We start from the raw sequence: 16,258 nt of genomic DNA, 5'->3' as shown, positions 1-16,258 counted from the left end.
TTCCTTACATTCTAATTTCTAAATTCGATACAATGGAAAAACAAAAACAAACTCAACGGCTTCAGTCGCTCGATGCACTGCGGGGATTCGACATGTTCTTTATCATGGGAGGCGGTTCCCTCTTTATCGCACTGGCGACTTTAATTCCTACTCCTTTCTTCCAATCGGTGGCAGCCCAGATGCACCATGCACAGTGGGGCGCGGGATTTACGGTAGAAGATATTATTTTCCCTCTGTTCCTGTTCATTGCGGGGATATCCTTGCCTTTCTCCCTGGCGAAACAACGGGAACATGGGATGTCGGAGGCGGCGATCTATAAAAAGATCATCCGCAGGGGAATTACACTCGTTGTCCTGGGTTGTGTTTATAACGGACTGCTGAATTTTGATTTCGAGACACAGCGTTATGCCAGTGTGCTGGCGCGTATCGGCTTGGCCTGGATGTTCGGGGCTTTGATCTTTGTCAATACACGGACGATCACGCGGGTAGGAATCGTAGCTGCTATCTTGGTCGGCTACTGGTTGCTGCTGGCCTTTGTACCGGCACCCGACGGGAACGGGGCGGAGGTGTTTACCCGCGAGGGATGCTTTGCCTGCTACATCGACCGCTTGTTATTGCCGGGGCGTTTGCACGGTGGCAACTACGATCCCGAAGGCCTGCTGTCTACCCTGCCGGCTATCGGAACGGCCTTATTGGGGATGTTCACCGGAGAGTTTATCAAATTGCAGAAAGAAGGGCTGACGGAAACGAAGAAGGTGCTTTATCTGCTGTGCGGGGGAGCTGCGTTGCTGGTGACCGGCCTGTTGTGGGGATTGTTTTTCCCGATCAATAAATATCTGTGGACAAGCTCTTTTGTTTGTACTGTCGGCGGTATCTCCATGTTGTTGTTTGCCTTATTCTATTATATAGTAGATGTGAAGGGGATACGCCGCTGGACGCTTTTCTTTACCGTAATCGGAATGAACTCGATCACGATTTACCTGGCTCAGGTATTCGTAGACTTTACCTTTACCGCTAATGCGATCTTCGGCGGCCTGACCAGCCTGATGCCGGAATCAGCCCAACCGCTATTCGGAGCGATAGCCTATATCGCCATTTGCTGGGGCTTCCTTTATTTCCTGTATCGTCAACGTATTTTCTTGAAAGTCTAAAATAATTATCAAATGGAAAAAACTACTTTTAAGCGACTGGAGTCGCTTGATGCACTTCGCGGATTCGATCTTTTTTATCTGGTGGCTCTGGGGCCGTTGGCACATTCACTGGCCCGTGCGGCTGACGTGGAATGGTTGCATAGTTGTATGTGGGCGTTTAATCATGAAGCCTGGGTGGGTTTTTCTCCCTGGGACTTGATCATGCCGTTGTTCTTGTTTATGTCGGGGGCGTCTATGCCGTTTGCCTTGTCCCGCTATAAAGGTGTTTCGGATAAGAAAGCGTTGTTCCGCCGGTTGGGTAAACGTATTCTGTTGTTGTGGATTTTCGGTATGATGTGCCAGGGGAACCTGCTGGGGCTCGATCCGAACCGTATCTATTTATATTCTAATACTTTGCAGGCTATTGCGGCGGGGTACCTGATCACTGCCGTACTTTTCCTCTATACGAGTCGTCGCACACAGATAGGGGTAGCCATCATCTTATTGCTTGTTTACTGGGCGGTCATGCAGTTTATTACCGTCGGCAACTACGGGGGAGGTAACTATACGCCTGAAGGAAACCTGGCGGAATGGATAGACCGTACCGTGCTGGGACGTTTCCGGGATGGAGCGAAAGTGGTGGACGGCGAAGTGGTTTTCTCTCCCGGATATTATTACACCTGGATATTGAGCAGCCTGAACTTCGGCGTTACGGTGCTGACCGGACTGTTTGCCGGATATATTGCCAAGGATAAGACGAACGACGTATATAAACTGAAATGGTATTTCGGAGCCGGAGCAGCGATGGTGGCAGCCGGATGGTTGTGGGGATTGCAGATGCCGGTCATTAAAACGATATGGACAAGTTCTATGGTACTGGTCAGCAGCGGTTACTGTTTCCTGTTGATGGGATTGTTCTATTATCTGATCGATTATAAGGGATATAATAAAAATATCACCTGGCTGAAAGTGTACGGAATGAATTCTATCGTGGCCTATATGCTGGCTAATGTGATTAATTTCAGCTGTTTGGGCGAGTCCTTGTTTTATGGGCTTCAGCAATATATGGGGAATTATTATTCCTTTTTGATCAGCTTGTCAAACATATTGGTTATTTATGTAATTTTGTGGTGGCTTTATAAACGTAATATATTTCTTAAAGTATAAAAACACACAAAACAAGGAAAACAGAAAATGGAATCAATCAAACAGATATACCGGATCGGTCATGGCCCGTCGAGTAGCCACACGATGGGGCCGATACGTGCTTCACGTATGTTCCTGGAACGTAACCGGCAGGCAGTGCGCTTTGATGTAACGTTGTATGGCAGTCTGGCTGCTACCGGAAAGGGTCACATGACGGATGCCGCCGTCCTCGAAGTATTACAACCGGTTGCCCCGACCAACATAATCTGGGAACCTAAAACATTCCTGCCGTTCCATCCGAACGGGATGCTGTTTGAGTCATTCAACGATAAAGGCGAGAAGCTGGAGGCGTGGACGGTTTACAGTATCGGTGGCGGTACGCTTGCCAACGAAACGTTCAATGAGCTGAAGACGGCCAAAGTGTACGAAATGAGCACCATCAAGGACATACAAGCCTGGTGCGAAAAGACCGGCCACTCTTACTGGGAATATGTGGAGCAGTGCGAAGGCCCGCAGATATGGGACTATCTGGCTGAAGTATGGGAAGTGATGCAACAGGCTGTACTTAACGGCCTGGAAGCGGAAGGTATCTTGCCGGGTGGCCTGGGAATACGTCGTAAGGCATCCGATTACCTGATCCGTGCCAAAGGTTACGGCAGCAGCATCAAAAGCCGGGGGATGGTATATGCTTTCGCGTTGGCTGTATCCGAAGAGAATGCCAGCGGGGGGAAGATCGTAACGGCTCCGACCTGCGGTTCCTGCGGTGTATTACCTGCCGTTCTGTATCACCTGAAAGATACCCGCGACTTCCGCGATTCACGCATTCTGCGTGCATTGGCTACTGCCGGGTTGTTCGGAAATGTGGTACGTACCAACGCTTCTGTTTCCGGAGCGGAGGTAGGTTGCCAGGGTGAAGTAGGGGTAGCCTGTGCGATGGCGGCAGCCGCTGCCAGCCAGTTGTTTGGTGGGACGCCTGCCCAGATCGAGTATGCTGCCGAAATGGGGTTGGAGCATCACCTGGGGCTGACTTGCGACCCGGTTTGCGGACTGGTTCAGATCCCTTGTATCGAACGTAATGCATTTGCCGCCGCACGTGCACTGGATGCAAATACCTTCTCGAACTTCTCGGATGGCAAACACCGTGTAAGCTTCGACCAGGTAGTGGAAGTGATGCGCCAGACGGGTAACGACCTGCCCAGCCTGTATAAGGAAACTTCCGAAGGCGGACTGGCCAAGAAGTACGGAGATTAAGACTATTATAGTAAACCTATATTTATATGAATAAAAGTTGTGTTATAGCTGTTTGTGCCGCCGCCCTGATGTCGGCTTGCGGACAACCGAAACAGCAGTCTGCAGAGGTGGCGAAAAGTGGCAACCCTGTGTTTGAAGGATGGTATGCCGATCCCGAAGGTATTATCTATGATGATACGTATTGGATCTATCCTACCTGGAGTGACCTGTACGAGAATCAGACCTTCTTCGACTGTTTCTCCTCTAAAGACCTTGTAAACTGGACGAAGCATTCTTCTGTCCTGGATACGTCCGAAGTGAAGTGGGCGAAACGGGCCATGTGGGCGCCGTCTGTGATCAGCAAGGATGGCAAGTATTATTTCTTCTTCGGTGCGAACGATGTGCATGAAGGCGAAGTGGGCGGTATCGGTGTCGCTGTCGGCGACCGTCCGGAAGGCCCGTACAAAGATTTGCTGGGTAAGCCGTTGATCAACGAGATCGTGAACGGGGCACAGCCTATCGACCAGTTCGTCTTTAAGGATGGCGACCGCTACTATATGTATTATGGTGGCTGGGGGCATTGCAACGTCGTGCAGCTGAACGACGACTTTACCGGGCTGGTGCCGTTTGAAGATGGAACCATCTATAAGGAAATAACGCCGGAGAACTATGTGGAAGGCCCGTTCATGTTTAAGAAGAACGGTAAATACTATTTCATGTGGAGCGAAGGAGGTTGGGGAGGCCCTGACTATTGTGTCGCTTATGCGATTGCCGACTCGCCTTTCGGGCCATTCGAGCGGATTGCCACGATCCTCGAACAGGATCCGGAGGTTGCGACCAGTGCCGGCCATCACTCCATTATGCATGTACCCAACTCGGAAGATTATTATATTGTTTACCACCGCCGTCCGCTGGGCGATACGGGGCGCGATCACCGGGCAACGTGTATCGACCGGATGACTTTCGATAAGGATGGATACATCAATCCGGTTAAGATGACCTTCGAAGGAGTAGCGGAAAGAAAGATAAAATAGGTCTGCTCTATTGTGTAAAAGATATTAAAAGAAGGATGCGGTAGTTGCACCCTTCTTTTTTTATACTACTTTTGACACGTCTGTCAAACAATAATGTCAAACATATTTGACAGACAGTTGTGACAAATGAAGTAAAAACAAGATATACAATGAGTACAGAAGACGTTATCACGATGGAGAACCGTATCCTGGAAGCGGCAAAGCAGGTCTTTGTCAGGAAAGGATATGAGGCGACGAAGATGGGCGACGTAGCAGCCGAAGCGGGCATAGGCCGTACTGCCTTGCATTATTATTACCGTACGAAAGAAATGTTGTTCGATGCGATCTTCGATCAGCTGATAGGCGCTTTGCTTCCCAACCTGGGAGCGATTATAGACGAGAATACCTCTTTTTTGGAGAAGTTGCCGAAGATCATCGATCAATATGTAAAGACATTGCAGCGGAACCCTTTATTTCCCATATTTGTTATTAATGAATTAGAGCGAGCACCCGAACATATTTACCATTCCATACTGAAAAATCCTTCCCGGATCGAACCGATTATCCGTATGCGCAAGCAGATGGAGAAAGAAATGGAGCAAGGTTTGCTAAAGAAACTTCCGGTGTACTATGTGGCAACGACTTTGATAAGCCTGCTGGTTTTCCCCATGTTGGTGCGCAACCCGTTCACTGCAATTTTTATGGGTGGGGATGCAGAGAAATACGAAGACTTTTTGCAGGAACGTATCCCGTTCGTTACCGATATCATGATCCGGTTGCTGACACCGGACGATCATATACAGCATAAATAAATACCCCTATGAAACGGATTTGTGTAATCTTATTCTTATGTCTCCCCCTGTTGTCAGGAATAGTACAAGGGCAGGAGACTATTACGTTGGCACAGTGCTATGAGTGGGCGCATGCCAATTATCCGCAGATACGCCAATATGGCTTGATCGGACAGACGGAACAATATAATCTGTCGAACGCCGCGAAAGGTTGGCTTCCCCAGTTGACGGTGAATGCAAAGGCCACCTACCAGAGTGAAGTCACCAAGCTGCCTTTCGATACGGAAAAGCTGTCGGCCGTTTTGCCGGGACTGGAAATTCCTACACTGAGCAAAGACCAGTATCAGGTGGTAGCCGAAGTGAACCAGAACATCTGGGATGGCGGTACCATCCACACCACCCGTCAGCTGACCAAGGCACAGGCCGCAGCAGACCGGGAACAACTGGAAAGCGATCTCTATGCCCTGAACGATCGGGTGAACCAGCTTTATTTCGGTTGCCTGCTTCAGGAAGAACTGATCCGTCAAAACGGTCTGCTCCAGAAGGAACTGCAAATCAATATCGACCGTATAACGGCCATGATGGAAAACGGCGTAGCCAACCAGTCCGACCGCGAAAGTATGGAGGTCGAATTGCTGAATGCCCGCCAGAAAGAGATCGAACTGAAAGCATCGCGGGTCGCTTTCAGCCGTATGTTGAGCGCGTTGATCGGGAAACCTTACGATAAAGACCGCATACTGGAGATTCCCGCCGTGCCGGGAAATCCGCTGTCGGCAGAGATAAACCGTCCCGAATTGAAGGCGTTGGATGCTAAAAGCCATTTGCTGGATATCCAGAACAAGCAGATCACCAGCGGGCTGATGCCGCGTATCGGTGCGTTCGTGCAGGGGGGCTATGGCCGTCCGGGACTGAATATGCTGGAAGATAGCTTTAATCCCTATTATGTGGCAGGCGTGCGCCTTTCCTGGAATATGGGCAAGCTCTATACCTTAAAGAACGACCGCCGTAAGGTATCGACCAATATGCAGCAGATAGAGGTTCAGCGCGAAACATTCCTGTTTAACACCTCATTGCAACTAATGCAACAGAATACGGAGATACAGAAGATAGCCGACCTGATGAAAGCGGATGATGAAATAATCCGCCTGCGTACCAGCATCAAGAACGCTGCCGAGGTGAAGCTGGCAAACGGTGTTATCTCCGTCACCGACCTGATCCGCGAGATCAACTCGGAAGACCTGGCCAAACAGGCGGCTGCCGCCCATCGCATCCAGCACCTGAATGCTGTTTATAATTATATGTATACGACAAACAACGAATAATCAGAATTAATAATGAAAGAGAATATGAAACGAATAGCTTCTTTAGCCATCCTGACGACCGGATTATGCTGCCTGGCCGCTTGCAATAGGGGAGACGATCATTTTGATGCTACCGGTACCTTTGAAGCGACCGAAATACTGGTTTCGTCTGAAGCAAACGGAAAGATCATGGAACTGAACATGGAGGAGGGCGACCGCCTGGATGCCGGTGCCCTGCTGGGCTATGTAGACAGTACCCAGTTGTACCTGAAAAAGATGCAGCTGGCAGCCGGCCTGCGTTCCGTAGATGTCCGTAAACCGGATATCCGCAAACAGATCGCCGCCCTCGAACAACAGATCGCCACCGCCCGTACCGAGCAGCAGCGTATGGAGAACCTCGTCAAAGCCAAAGCGGGCAACCAGAAGCAGGTAGACGATATCGTAAACAATATCAAATACCTGCAAAAGCAACTGGATGCACAATACTCCACCCTCAATAAAACAACCGGAGGAGCCGATGCGGAAGCCGAAGGAATACTATACCAGATCATGCAGCTGGACGACCAGTTGCAGAAAAGCCGGATCGTCAACCCCCAGGCAGGAACAGTCCTGGTGAAGTATGCCGAACCGGGTGAAGTGACAGCAGCCGGCAAGCCCCTGTATAAAATAGCCGATACCGACCTGCTCTACCTGCGTGCCTACATAACAGCCGATCAGCTGTCGACCTTGAAGCAGGGGCAGTCCGTCCGTGTCTTTGCCGACTACGGTACCGACGACCGTCGCGAATATCCCGGTACGATCACCTGGATCTCCGATAAGTCCGAGTTCACCCCTAAAGGCATCCAAACCAAGGATGAACGCGCCAATCTGGTATATGCCATCAAGATCGCCGTGAAGAATGACGGTTATCTGAAGATCGGGCAATATGGGGAAACGGTGTTCAATTGATAATTAATAATGTATAGTTGATAATGAATAACGAAGTACGGGTTGAAGGAGTATTCAAGAATTACGGTGAGGTGGAGGCCTTGCAGGATATTTCTTTGGATATACATTCGGGGGAACTGTTCGGCCTGATCGGGCCGGATGGGGCAGGTAAGACCTCTTTGTTCCGTATACTGACCACCTTGTTGCTGGCCGACAAGGGGGAAGCGACAGTTTGCGGTCTCGACGTGGTACGCGATTATAAGAAGATCCGTACGATGGTCGGGTATATGCCGGGCCGCTTCTCGTTGTACCAGGATCTGACCGTTGAGGAAAACCTGAATTTCTTCGCTACCGTATTCAATACGACCGTAGAAGAAAACTACGAGCTGGTACGGGATATCTATGTGCAGATCGAGCCGTTCAAGAAACGGAAAGCGGGAAAGCTGTCGGGAGGTATGAAGCAGAAACTGGCGTTAAGCTGTGCTCTGATCCATCGTCCGGAAGTACTCTTTCTGGATGAACCGACCACCGGTGTCGATCCCGTTTCGCGCGTGGAGTTCTGGGATATGCTCGACCGCCTGAAGAAACAGGGGATAACCATCCTTGTCTCCACTCCTTATATGGATGAGGCTTCCCGTTGCGACCGCATCGCTTTGATGCGTTCCGGCCGGTGCCTGTCCGTCGATACGCCGGTAGGCATCCGTTCTTCCTTCGGCAGGCAGCTGTGGATTGTCCGGTCGGCATCCATGTATAAGCTGCTGGTCGACCTCCGTGTCTTCCCCGGGACTCATTCCTGCTATGCCTTCGGTGATGCGCATCATCTGACATTGAAGGAAGATGGCCGGGAAATGAATGCCCTGCTGCAATTCCTGAAGGAGAAAGGCTATACCGACGTTGTTATCGAACCGGCCGAACCGAGTGTGGAAGATTGCTTTATGGCCTTGTAAAAACGATAGGGTAAAATGTTGTATCATATATTGTGATACTAGAGTATTATAATATATGAGAATACAGTATCACAATATATGATATTTTTGTCAACAATATATATAATGAACGTAATAGAAACAAACAACCTGACGAAGCGCTTCGGGACCTTTACGGCGGTAGACCATATCAGTTTCGAAGTGGGAGAGGGAGAGATCTTTGGTTTCCTCGGTGCCAACGGTGCCGGAAAGACGACAGCCATGCGCATGCTTTGCGGGCTCTCCAACCCGACTTCCGGAGAAGCCCGAGTCGCCGGTTTTGATGTATATAAGGAAACCGAGCAGATCAAACGGCATATCGGTTATATGAGCCAGAAGTTTTCCCTTTACGGCGACCTGAAAGTCTGGGAGAATATCCGCTTGTACGGCGGTATCTACGGCCTACCGGAGAAAAAGCTTGCCGACAAGACGGACGAACTGCTCGATGTCCTGAACCTGGAAGCCGAACGGAATACCCTTGTCGATGCCCTGCCTTTGGGCTGGAAGCAGAAACTGGCTTTCTCCGTCGCCATCATCCACGAGCCCCGTATCGTGTTCCTGGATGAACCGACCGGGGGTGTCGACCCGGTTACCCGCCGTCAATTCTGGGAACTGATCTATAAGGCGGCCGAACGGAATATCACCGTCTTTGTCACCACCCATTATATGGATGAGGCCGAATATTGCAACCGTGTCTCCATCATGGTAGACGGAAAGATCGAAGCTCTCGACAGCCCGGCCGCCCTGAAAACCTCTTTCAAAGCCGATAATATGAACGAAGTCTTTCATGCCCTGGCAAGGAAAGCACAACGAGGAGAATAGTATGAAACAGTTTCTATCTTTTATACGCAAAGAGTTTTACCATATATTCCGTGACACACGGACAATGTTGATCCTGCTGGTGATGCCGATCGTCCTGATCATCCTGTTTGGTTACGCCATTACGACCGAGATCAAATGCGTCTCTATCGCCGTATTCGACCAGAGCCGCGACGAGGTAACGGGCAAGATTATCGAACATCTGAGTTCCAGTGAATACTTCGAGCTGTATAAGATGATCGACAGCAACGAAGAAGCACAGGCGCTTTTCAAACAGGGAAAAGTGAAACTGGTCGTTGTCTTTCCGCCCCGGTACGCTTCTACGGCGGATGCTTCCGTCCAGTTGCTGGCCGACGCCACCGACCCGAACGAAGCGACGCAGCTTACGGCCTATGCCACCTCGATCATCTTTTCTGCCCGGGCGGAGATACAAGGACAGCTGTCGTCGGCGAATACAGAACTTAGGCAGGCAGGTATCACCCCGGTGGTTCACCTCCTGTATAATCCGACCATGAAAGGCGCCTACAACTTCGTTCCCGGAGTGATGGGGTTGATCCTGATCCTGATCTGTGCCCTGATGACATCCGTCGGTATCGTAAAGGAAAAGGAGATGGGGACAATGGAAATATTACTGGTTTCGCCCATGAAACCTATTTATATCATCCTGGCCAAGGCAGCTCCTTATCTGCTGCTTAGTATCGTGAATGTGGCAACCATCCTTTGCCTGTCCTATTTCTTGCTGAAAGTCCCGATAGCGGGCAGTCTGATCCTTCTGGTGTCGGTCTCCATCCTTTACGCCCTGGTGTCGCTCTGCCTCGGGCTGCTGATCTCCACGATAGCTGATACCCAGCAGGCGGCCATGCTGATCAGTGCGATGGTGCTGATGCTTCCGGTGATCCTGCTTAGCGGCATGGTGTTCCCGATAGAGAATATGCCGGATATCCTGCAATGGCTCTCCAATATCGTACCGGCCAAATGGTATATTATTGCCGTGAAGGATGTGATGATAAAAGGACTTGGCGCCGGTTCGATCCTGAAAGAGATCGGTATCCTGTCGTTGATGGCCGTCTTGCTGGTTGTACTGAGTGTGAAGCGTTTTAAAACCCGTTTATGATAGAAAAGCGATGAGAACATTACGATATTTATTGGAAAAGGAATTCAAACAGATCAAACGTGACCGGTTCTTGCCCCGGATCATCTTTCTTGTTCCGTTGATGCAGCTGATCATCCTGCCTTTTGCGGCGAACTTCGAGATGCGTAACATCAACCTGGGGGTGATAGATAACGACCATTCCGTCGTTTCCACCCAGCTGACGGAGAAAATACTTTCGTCCGGCTATTTCCGTCTGACGAACGTGTCTGCCAGTTACGACCAGGCTATAACCTCTATCGAGAGTAACGAGTCTGATCTGCTGCTTGAAATACCCGTCAACTTTGAAAAGGATCTGGGGCGTGAAGGGCAGGCAGATGTATTGATCGCTTCCAATGCCGTGAACGGCACAAAAGGGGGGATGGGCAGCTCTTATCTGTCGCAGATCATCCAGGACTTTAACCGGGAGAAGGGTTTTACTTCCGGCTCAGTGTTTAGCGGGGTACGTCATACGAACCTCTTCAATCCGCATCTGAATTATAAAAACTATATGGTGCCCGGTATCATGGTCTTTCTGCTGACCATCATCGGGGGCTTCCTCTCCGCACTGAATATTGTCAGTGAAAAGGAAAAGGGTACGATTGAGCAGATCAACGTAACACCGGTTCCTAAAACCTTGTTCCTGTTATCGAAACTGATACCCTTCTGGATTATCGGCTTTATCCTGCTGACGATCGGCGCTATCGTGGCTTGGATCGTGTATGGCCTTGTCCCGATCGGAAATATGGGGATCATTTATCTGTTTGCGGCTGTCTACCTGATTGCTTTTACGGGCTTTGGGCTGGCTATTTCTTCCATATCGTCTACGCAGCAGCAGGCTATGTTTACCGCTTTCTTCTTCCTGATCATCTTTGCGCAGCTGAGTGGTCTTTTTACCCCGATCAGCAGTATGCCCGAGTGGGCGCAGGATATGACCTTGCTCAATCCTGTCCGTTATTTTGTAGAGGTGATGCGTATGGTCTATCTGAAAGGAAGTACGTTTGCTGATTTTAGCGGACACTTTATTATTGTTTGTCTGTTTGCACTGTTCTTTAATGTGATGGCGGTGGTTAGCTACAGGAAGAAATAAAAGTTGGATATTTTGTGATTCAGGAACTCATTAATACTCCTTGATGAAGTTCAGAAGGGAGAACAGAAGTTGTCTGAAGGGAATGTTCTACAGCATACTTAACTAATTTTTACATGGAATTTCCTCTTTATTAACGTTACTCTTTTATATTTGATTCAAATCTGAAACAATATTTCAAATATGGAAAGCGTTATTCCAAATATGGAAAAAGGAGAAGAGAATTATAAGGTGCCTAATCTGGAAAAAGGGATTGCGGTGCTTGAATATCTTTCGCTCCACCCACAGGGTGAGACGCTGCAGGATATTAAGAGTAAGCTGGATATCTCCCAGACTACTGCTTACCGTATTTTGAATACATTGGTTCGTTTGGATTATCTTAACTATAATGAAGATACGAAACGCTATAAGTTATCGCGCAAATTGCTAACTTTGGGCTTCAGATCGTTGAATGAACACAATTTGTTGGAGACAGTTTTACCCCGTTTACGTGATCTGCGCGATAGAGTGGGGGAGACTGCATGTTTTGGTGTACTAGGAAATGAGAAGGGTATTTTTATAGAACAGGCGCAGGGACATCATACGTTCCGCTTTGTCTTGTCGCCGGGAAAACCCTTCGAACTGCATTGCTCGGCACCGGGAAAAGCTATCATGGCTTATCTACCGAATACGGTTCGCGACCGTTATTTGTCGTATATGACTTTCGCACGGTATAATTCCCGGACAATAACTACACGTGAGGCTTATCTGGAAGAACTGGAAAGAGTTCGTAAAGTAGGCTATGCTATGGATAATGAAGAAGAACTGAATGGAGTGATTTGTGTAGGTGCTCCTATTTTTAACTATACGGGTTATCCTTGCGGAGCTATCTGGATATCCGGTCCTAAAGACAGATTGACAAAAGAAATATTTCGTTCGACGGTCGATAATATTAAGGAGGTAGTGCAGTCTATCTCCGCTGAATTAGGATATAGTAAGAACACAAAAAAATAACATACCATGAACACACGGAAATACATGTTAAAAAGCTCATTGATGGCTTGCTTTGTCAGCTGCTGCATCTCTTTTGCATCTGCTGACAATCCGCCATTTTTCACCACTGACATCAAGCTGAATGACAAGGGTGAAATGCTTCTGACAGAGAAAGGTCTGAAGCGGGTGGATATTTTCTCTGCTGATGGCAAACAACTTTTACGCTCTTACCCGATGGATGAAACGCCTACCGGTATTCTTCTTGACGGTGATAAGGCGTATGTAACTACTTTTGAGAACACTGGGAAATTACAGATACTGTTGTTGGAGTCGGGTAGGATAGAGGCTGCCATTCCAACCGGTTCGGGTGCTTGCCATCCGATGTTTGGCCCTGACAAGAAAACGATTTATGTATGCAACCAGTTTGATGATAGCGTATCGGAGATCGATCCAGTCAATCATAGAGTACTGCGTACGGTAAAAGTGCTTCGCGAACCGAAGTCGGCTGTATTCAGCAAAGACGGCAAATATCTGTATGTAACGAATTTCCTTCCGGCACAACGGGCGGATCTGGATTACGTGGCAGCTTGTGTCTCCGTTATCGAAATGGACGGCTTTACCAAAGTAAAGGATATTAAGCTGGCCAACGGTAGTAATGCGTTGCGCGGTATCTGTATCACACCCGACGGTAAATATATTTATGTATCCCATAACCTCGGACGTTTTGCCGTACCGACTTCACAGTTGCAACAGGGTTGGATGAACACCAGCGCATTCAGCGTGATCGATACGGAGAAGCAGGAATTTGTCGGTGCAGTGGTTGTCGACGAGCCGGAAAGAGGGGCTGCCGGTATCTGGAGTATCGACTGTAATGATGATGCTATTTTTATCTCGCATTCCGGTACGCATGAGATCAGTGTGATCGATCATCCGGCATTACGCGAAAAGTTTGAGAACTATCCCAATAAGTCAATGTTGGACTATGACCTGAACTTCCTGTATGGGATTCGTGAACGTATTCCCCTGCAAGGTAACGGCCCCCGTTCGATGGTGCTGACTGCAGACAAGCTGATCCTTCCGACTTATTTCGCAGACGTACTGAATGTGGTGGATATCAATACCCGTGAGGTAACGGCTACCGAGTTGAATCCGGGACGTACGGAGTCTGATATTAATAAAGGAGAAAAATACTTCAACGATGCTTCCCACTGTTTCCAGAACTGGCAGAGTTGTAACGGTTGCCACCCGGGAGAAGCCCGTACGGATGGTATGAACTGGGATTTGATGAACGATGGTGTGGGTAACTCGAAGAACTGTAAGAGCTTGTTGTTTAGCCATGTTACACCACCCAATATGATTTCCGGTATCCGTGCATCGGCTGAAGTGGCTGTACGTGCGGGTTATAACTTCATCCAGTTCTTTGATATTTCCGAACATGATGCTAAATGCGTGGACGACTATCTGATGTCGTTACGTCCCGTTCCCAGTCCTTATCTGGTGAATGGCGAACTGTCGGACAAAGCGAAAGAAGGACGTAAGGTTTTTGAAAAGTTGGGTTGTGGCGATTGCCACAGCGGCCCTTATTATACGGATATGAAGATGCACCGTATCGGCGAGGATATCGAATTTGAAAAGGGATGGGATACTCCGACTTTGAGGGAAGTATGGCGTACGGCCCCTTATCTTTTCGACGGACGTGCCGCAACAATGCAGGAAGTGTTTGAAGTGCATAAGCATGGTATCGATAAGAAAGTTTCCAAGAAAGATATTGAAGCCTTGACAGAATATGTAAACTCACTCTAAAAGGAGGAACCAATGAATTATTGCGATAAGATAGAATACAATATTTACACTACTGAAAAAGCGGAATTTGGAGAGATGGTCGATAAGCTGCTAGCCCAGCTTCCGCAGAACGAACAAATATTCAGGCTTGCCTTTTTTGGCATGCCAAGTAGCAATGAACAGTATGTTTCGCGCCGCATCTTGCTGCGTGAAAAGGTGCGTAAGTATTACGGCAATCATGAGCCGGTATTGAGCTATGTGTCTCAACCGCCATTAAACGGAGGACTGATTCTTGAAGCCCATACTTACACTCCCGACGAAGGAGATCATATTACGTATAAACATATCGGGACATTCCCGTATGTTGTATTGGAAAATGGCAGCGGCCGTTTCCTGTTTGCCGGTGGTTTCCACGGCGACGTAATAAATTTCGGTATTGAAGTACAGTCGAAAGAGGTGTTCCAGCTGGTATCGGATCTGATGAGAAGGGAAGGTTTCCCGATCAACTGTATTATCCGCCAGTGGAATTATATTGAAGAGATCACCAAGTTCGACGGCGACGACCAGCATTACCAGATATTTAATAACTCCCGTAGCGAGTATTATGGTAAAACGAGCTGGGAAAATGGTTATCCTGCAGCGACAGGTATCGGTGCCAACCTGGGGGGAGTACTGGTCGATCTGGATGCGGCGGTATTCTCAAACCCGGATTGTTTTGCTACTCCTATCGATAATAAGTTGCAGGTTGCTGCACATGCTTATTCGGAAGGGGTGCTGGAAGCGGCTAACAGCAAAAAGACGACTCCGAAGTTCGAGCGTGCCAAGAGCATGACGTTCGGCAACCGTGAGTTGATCTATATCTCCGGGACGGCAGCTATTCGTGGCGAAGAGAGCCTGATCGGAGTGGGGCTGGAGCGTCAGCTTCATATCACTATGGAGAATATAGCCGAGCTGATCGGTGAGGCTAAGTTGAAAATGCTCCGGGTGTATCTGAAAGACAAGTCATTCTACAAGGATGCGGAAAGGCTGTTGAATGAGTATAAGTTGAATATCCCCATCTCCTATATGTGGGCGGATGTTTGTCGGGATGAATTATTGATAGAGATTGAGGGGATTGCAGTGTTATAATGACCTCTGCCGGATCATGTTGACCGTTTGGCGAAAGAAAGCAAATATTACTAACATAAATTAAAAGCGAAATGAAAAAAGGATTAAGTATTAAAACAATGGCTGTGGGGCTTTTATTAAGCTCGATGGTGGCATGTACTGGTAACAAAACAAGTGACGCTACTTGTTGCAACGGAGAGGGCGGATGCACTGAACAATGCAAATGCGATAAAAATTCTAATTGTAAAACTAATAAAGAAATGACTTATTCAAAAAAGTACACAAATGCCGATTTCTATAAAGACGGCAAGTTCGATCAGGAAGTAGCTATGAAGGCTATGAAAGACATGTTTGAGTTCTATGATGTTCCATTCACTGAAATGATGGCCAAAGAAATGTGGGTTACCGACTTCGGTTTGGGTGACTTCGAAAATGTAGGTATGGGTGGTATCTTCTGGATTAACGATGCAGAACACGGTTACTTCGCTCACGCTATCTATCTGCTTCCGGGACAGATGATCCCTGAACATGCTCACGTAAAAACTAAATTCCCGGCTAAACATGAAACATGGATGGTTGAAAAGGGATGGGCTTACAACTTCTCTGAAATAGGAGACGAAACTCCTAATGCTCCGGCAATTCCTGCTACTCACGGTCCGATCAAGAGTAAGAACTTTACTGTTCAGAAGGTTGGTGAAGTATTACCGTTGAAGAAAATCGAATCATTCCATTTCCTTATGGCTGGTCCGGAAGGTGCTATCGTTGACGAGTGGGCATGCTATCACGATAATGACGGTCTGCGTTTCACTAACTCTAAGGCTGCTCTGTAATCCAATTGTAGTTGTTAACACCTTATATT

Annotated in this window: 15 protein-coding genes; all 15 read left to right on the top strand. The window is 48.2% G+C overall.

What is annotated here, in order from left to right; all coding sequences use genetic code 11:
• The first annotated feature begins 32 nt into the window (after nucleotides 1-32).
• The 15 genes from HMPREF1536_RS23190 to HMPREF1536_RS23120 all read left to right on the top strand — a co-directional run bounded on the left by HMPREF1536_RS23190 (nucleotide 33) and on the right by HMPREF1536_RS23120 (nucleotide 16,229).
• Nucleotides 33-1,151 (top strand): acyltransferase family protein, encoded by a 1,119-nt coding sequence (locus HMPREF1536_RS23190; RefSeq protein WP_028727369.1) that lies wholly within the window; start codon nucleotides 33-35, stop codon nucleotides 1,149-1,151.
• Between the two features lie 12 nt (nucleotides 1,152-1,163).
• The gene (locus tag HMPREF1536_RS23185) at nucleotides 1,164-2,297 is read left to right on the top strand and encodes an acyltransferase family protein (RefSeq protein ID WP_028727370.1); all 1,134 of its coding nucleotides are present in this window, start codon (nucleotides 1,164-1,166) and stop codon (nucleotides 2,295-2,297) included.
• 27 nt (nucleotides 2,298-2,324) lie between these two features.
• Nucleotides 2,325-3,527: an L-serine ammonia-lyase gene (locus tag HMPREF1536_RS23180; RefSeq protein ID WP_028727371.1), complete on the top strand. Its 1,203-nt coding sequence runs from the start codon at nucleotides 2,325-2,327 to the stop codon at nucleotides 3,525-3,527.
• Nucleotides 3,528-3,553: 26 nt separating this feature from the next.
• Nucleotides 3,554-4,540, top strand: coding sequence for a glycoside hydrolase family 43 protein (locus HMPREF1536_RS23175; RefSeq protein WP_044191927.1), 987 nt, complete (start codon nucleotides 3,554-3,556; stop codon nucleotides 4,538-4,540).
• Between the two features lie 149 nt (nucleotides 4,541-4,689).
• The gene (locus tag HMPREF1536_RS23170; protein WP_028727373.1) at nucleotides 4,690-5,331 is read left to right on the top strand and encodes a TetR/AcrR family transcriptional regulator; all 642 of its coding nucleotides are present in this window, start codon (nucleotides 4,690-4,692) and stop codon (nucleotides 5,329-5,331) included.
• An 8-nt stretch (nucleotides 5,332-5,339) separates the two neighbouring features.
• On the top strand, nucleotides 5,340-6,632 hold the full coding sequence (locus HMPREF1536_RS23165) for a TolC family protein (protein ID WP_028727374.1): 1,293 nt from the start codon (nucleotides 5,340-5,342) through the stop codon (nucleotides 6,630-6,632).
• A 12-nt stretch (nucleotides 6,633-6,644) separates the two neighbouring features.
• Complete coding sequence (locus HMPREF1536_RS23160; protein WP_044191930.1) at nucleotides 6,645-7,559, top strand: HlyD family secretion protein; 915 nt, start codon at nucleotides 6,645-6,647, stop codon at nucleotides 7,557-7,559.
• 23 nt (nucleotides 7,560-7,582) lie between these two features.
• A complete protein-coding gene (locus HMPREF1536_RS23155) occupies nucleotides 7,583-8,485 on the top strand; it encodes an ABC transporter ATP-binding protein (RefSeq protein ID WP_028727376.1) in 903 nt (300 codons plus the stop codon).
• Between the two features lie 105 nt (nucleotides 8,486-8,590).
• Nucleotides 8,591-9,325, top strand: a complete 735-nt coding sequence (locus HMPREF1536_RS23150) for an ABC transporter ATP-binding protein (RefSeq protein ID WP_081693296.1) — start codon at nucleotides 8,591-8,593, stop codon at nucleotides 9,323-9,325.
• 1 nt (nucleotide 9,326) lies between these two features.
• Nucleotides 9,327-10,436, top strand: coding sequence for an ABC transporter permease (locus HMPREF1536_RS23145; protein WP_028727377.1), 1,110 nt, complete (start codon nucleotides 9,327-9,329; stop codon nucleotides 10,434-10,436).
• A 10-nt stretch (nucleotides 10,437-10,446) separates the two neighbouring features.
• Nucleotides 10,447-11,541 (top strand): ABC transporter permease, encoded by a 1,095-nt coding sequence (locus HMPREF1536_RS23140; RefSeq protein WP_028727378.1) that lies wholly within the window; start codon nucleotides 10,447-10,449, stop codon nucleotides 11,539-11,541.
• Between the two features lie 180 nt (nucleotides 11,542-11,721).
• Nucleotides 11,722-12,531 carry an IclR family transcriptional regulator gene (locus HMPREF1536_RS23135; RefSeq protein ID WP_028727379.1) on the top strand — a complete coding sequence of 270 codons (810 nt, stop codon included), beginning with the start codon at nucleotides 11,722-11,724 and terminating at the stop codon, nucleotides 12,529-12,531.
• A 6-nt stretch (nucleotides 12,532-12,537) separates the two neighbouring features.
• Nucleotides 12,538-14,313, top strand: coding sequence for a YncE family protein (locus HMPREF1536_RS23130; protein ID WP_028727380.1), 1,776 nt, complete (start codon nucleotides 12,538-12,540; stop codon nucleotides 14,311-14,313).
• Nucleotides 14,314-14,325: 12 nt separating this feature from the next.
• Nucleotides 14,326-15,420, top strand: a complete 1,095-nt coding sequence (locus HMPREF1536_RS23125; RefSeq protein WP_028727381.1) for a chorismate transformation FkbO/Hyg5 family protein — start codon at nucleotides 14,326-14,328, stop codon at nucleotides 15,418-15,420.
• 71 nt (nucleotides 15,421-15,491) lie between these two features.
• Nucleotides 15,492-16,229: a cupin domain-containing protein gene (locus HMPREF1536_RS23120; RefSeq protein WP_028727382.1), complete on the top strand. Its 738-nt coding sequence runs from the start codon at nucleotides 15,492-15,494 to the stop codon at nucleotides 16,227-16,229.
• Nucleotides 16,230-16,258 lie beyond the last annotated feature (29 nt).

The sequence above is a fragment of the Parabacteroides gordonii MS-1 = DSM 23371 genome (assembly GCF_000969825.1).
Lineage (GTDB): Bacteria > Bacteroidota > Bacteroidia > Bacteroidales > Tannerellaceae > Parabacteroides > Parabacteroides gordonii.
This window is presented reverse-complemented; position numbering and strand designations above follow the sequence as displayed.

Coding starts and splice junctions, on each gene's coding strand:
- HMPREF1536_RS23125 (WP_028727381.1), top strand. CDS start 14,326: ATGAATTATTGCGATAAGATAGAATACAATATTTACACTACTGAAAAA.
- HMPREF1536_RS23160 (WP_044191930.1), top strand. CDS start 6,645: ATGAAAGAGAATATGAAACGAATAGCTTCTTTAGCCATCCTGACGACC.
- HMPREF1536_RS23175 (WP_044191927.1), top strand. CDS start 3,554: ATGAATAAAAGTTGTGTTATAGCTGTTTGTGCCGCCGCCCTGATGTCG.
- HMPREF1536_RS23180 (WP_028727371.1), top strand. CDS start 2,325: ATGGAATCAATCAAACAGATATACCGGATCGGTCATGGCCCGTCGAGT.
- HMPREF1536_RS23165 (WP_028727374.1), top strand. CDS start 5,340: ATGAAACGGATTTGTGTAATCTTATTCTTATGTCTCCCCCTGTTGTCA.
- HMPREF1536_RS23190 (WP_028727369.1), top strand. CDS start 33: ATGGAAAAACAAAAACAAACTCAACGGCTTCAGTCGCTCGATGCACTG.
- HMPREF1536_RS23120 (WP_028727382.1), top strand. CDS start 15,492: ATGAAAAAAGGATTAAGTATTAAAACAATGGCTGTGGGGCTTTTATTA.
- HMPREF1536_RS23130 (WP_028727380.1), top strand. CDS start 12,538: ATGAACACACGGAAATACATGTTAAAAAGCTCATTGATGGCTTGCTTT.
- HMPREF1536_RS23140 (WP_028727378.1), top strand. CDS start 10,447: ATGAGAACATTACGATATTTATTGGAAAAGGAATTCAAACAGATCAAA.
- HMPREF1536_RS23170 (WP_028727373.1), top strand. CDS start 4,690: ATGAGTACAGAAGACGTTATCACGATGGAGAACCGTATCCTGGAAGCG.
- HMPREF1536_RS23145 (WP_028727377.1), top strand. CDS start 9,327: ATGAAACAGTTTCTATCTTTTATACGCAAAGAGTTTTACCATATATTC.
- HMPREF1536_RS23150 (WP_081693296.1), top strand. CDS start 8,591: ATGAACGTAATAGAAACAAACAACCTGACGAAGCGCTTCGGGACCTTT.
- HMPREF1536_RS23155 (WP_028727376.1), top strand. CDS start 7,583: ATGAATAACGAAGTACGGGTTGAAGGAGTATTCAAGAATTACGGTGAG.
- HMPREF1536_RS23135 (WP_028727379.1), top strand. CDS start 11,722: ATGGAAAGCGTTATTCCAAATATGGAAAAAGGAGAAGAGAATTATAAG.
- HMPREF1536_RS23185 (WP_028727370.1), top strand. CDS start 1,164: ATGGAAAAAACTACTTTTAAGCGACTGGAGTCGCTTGATGCACTTCGC.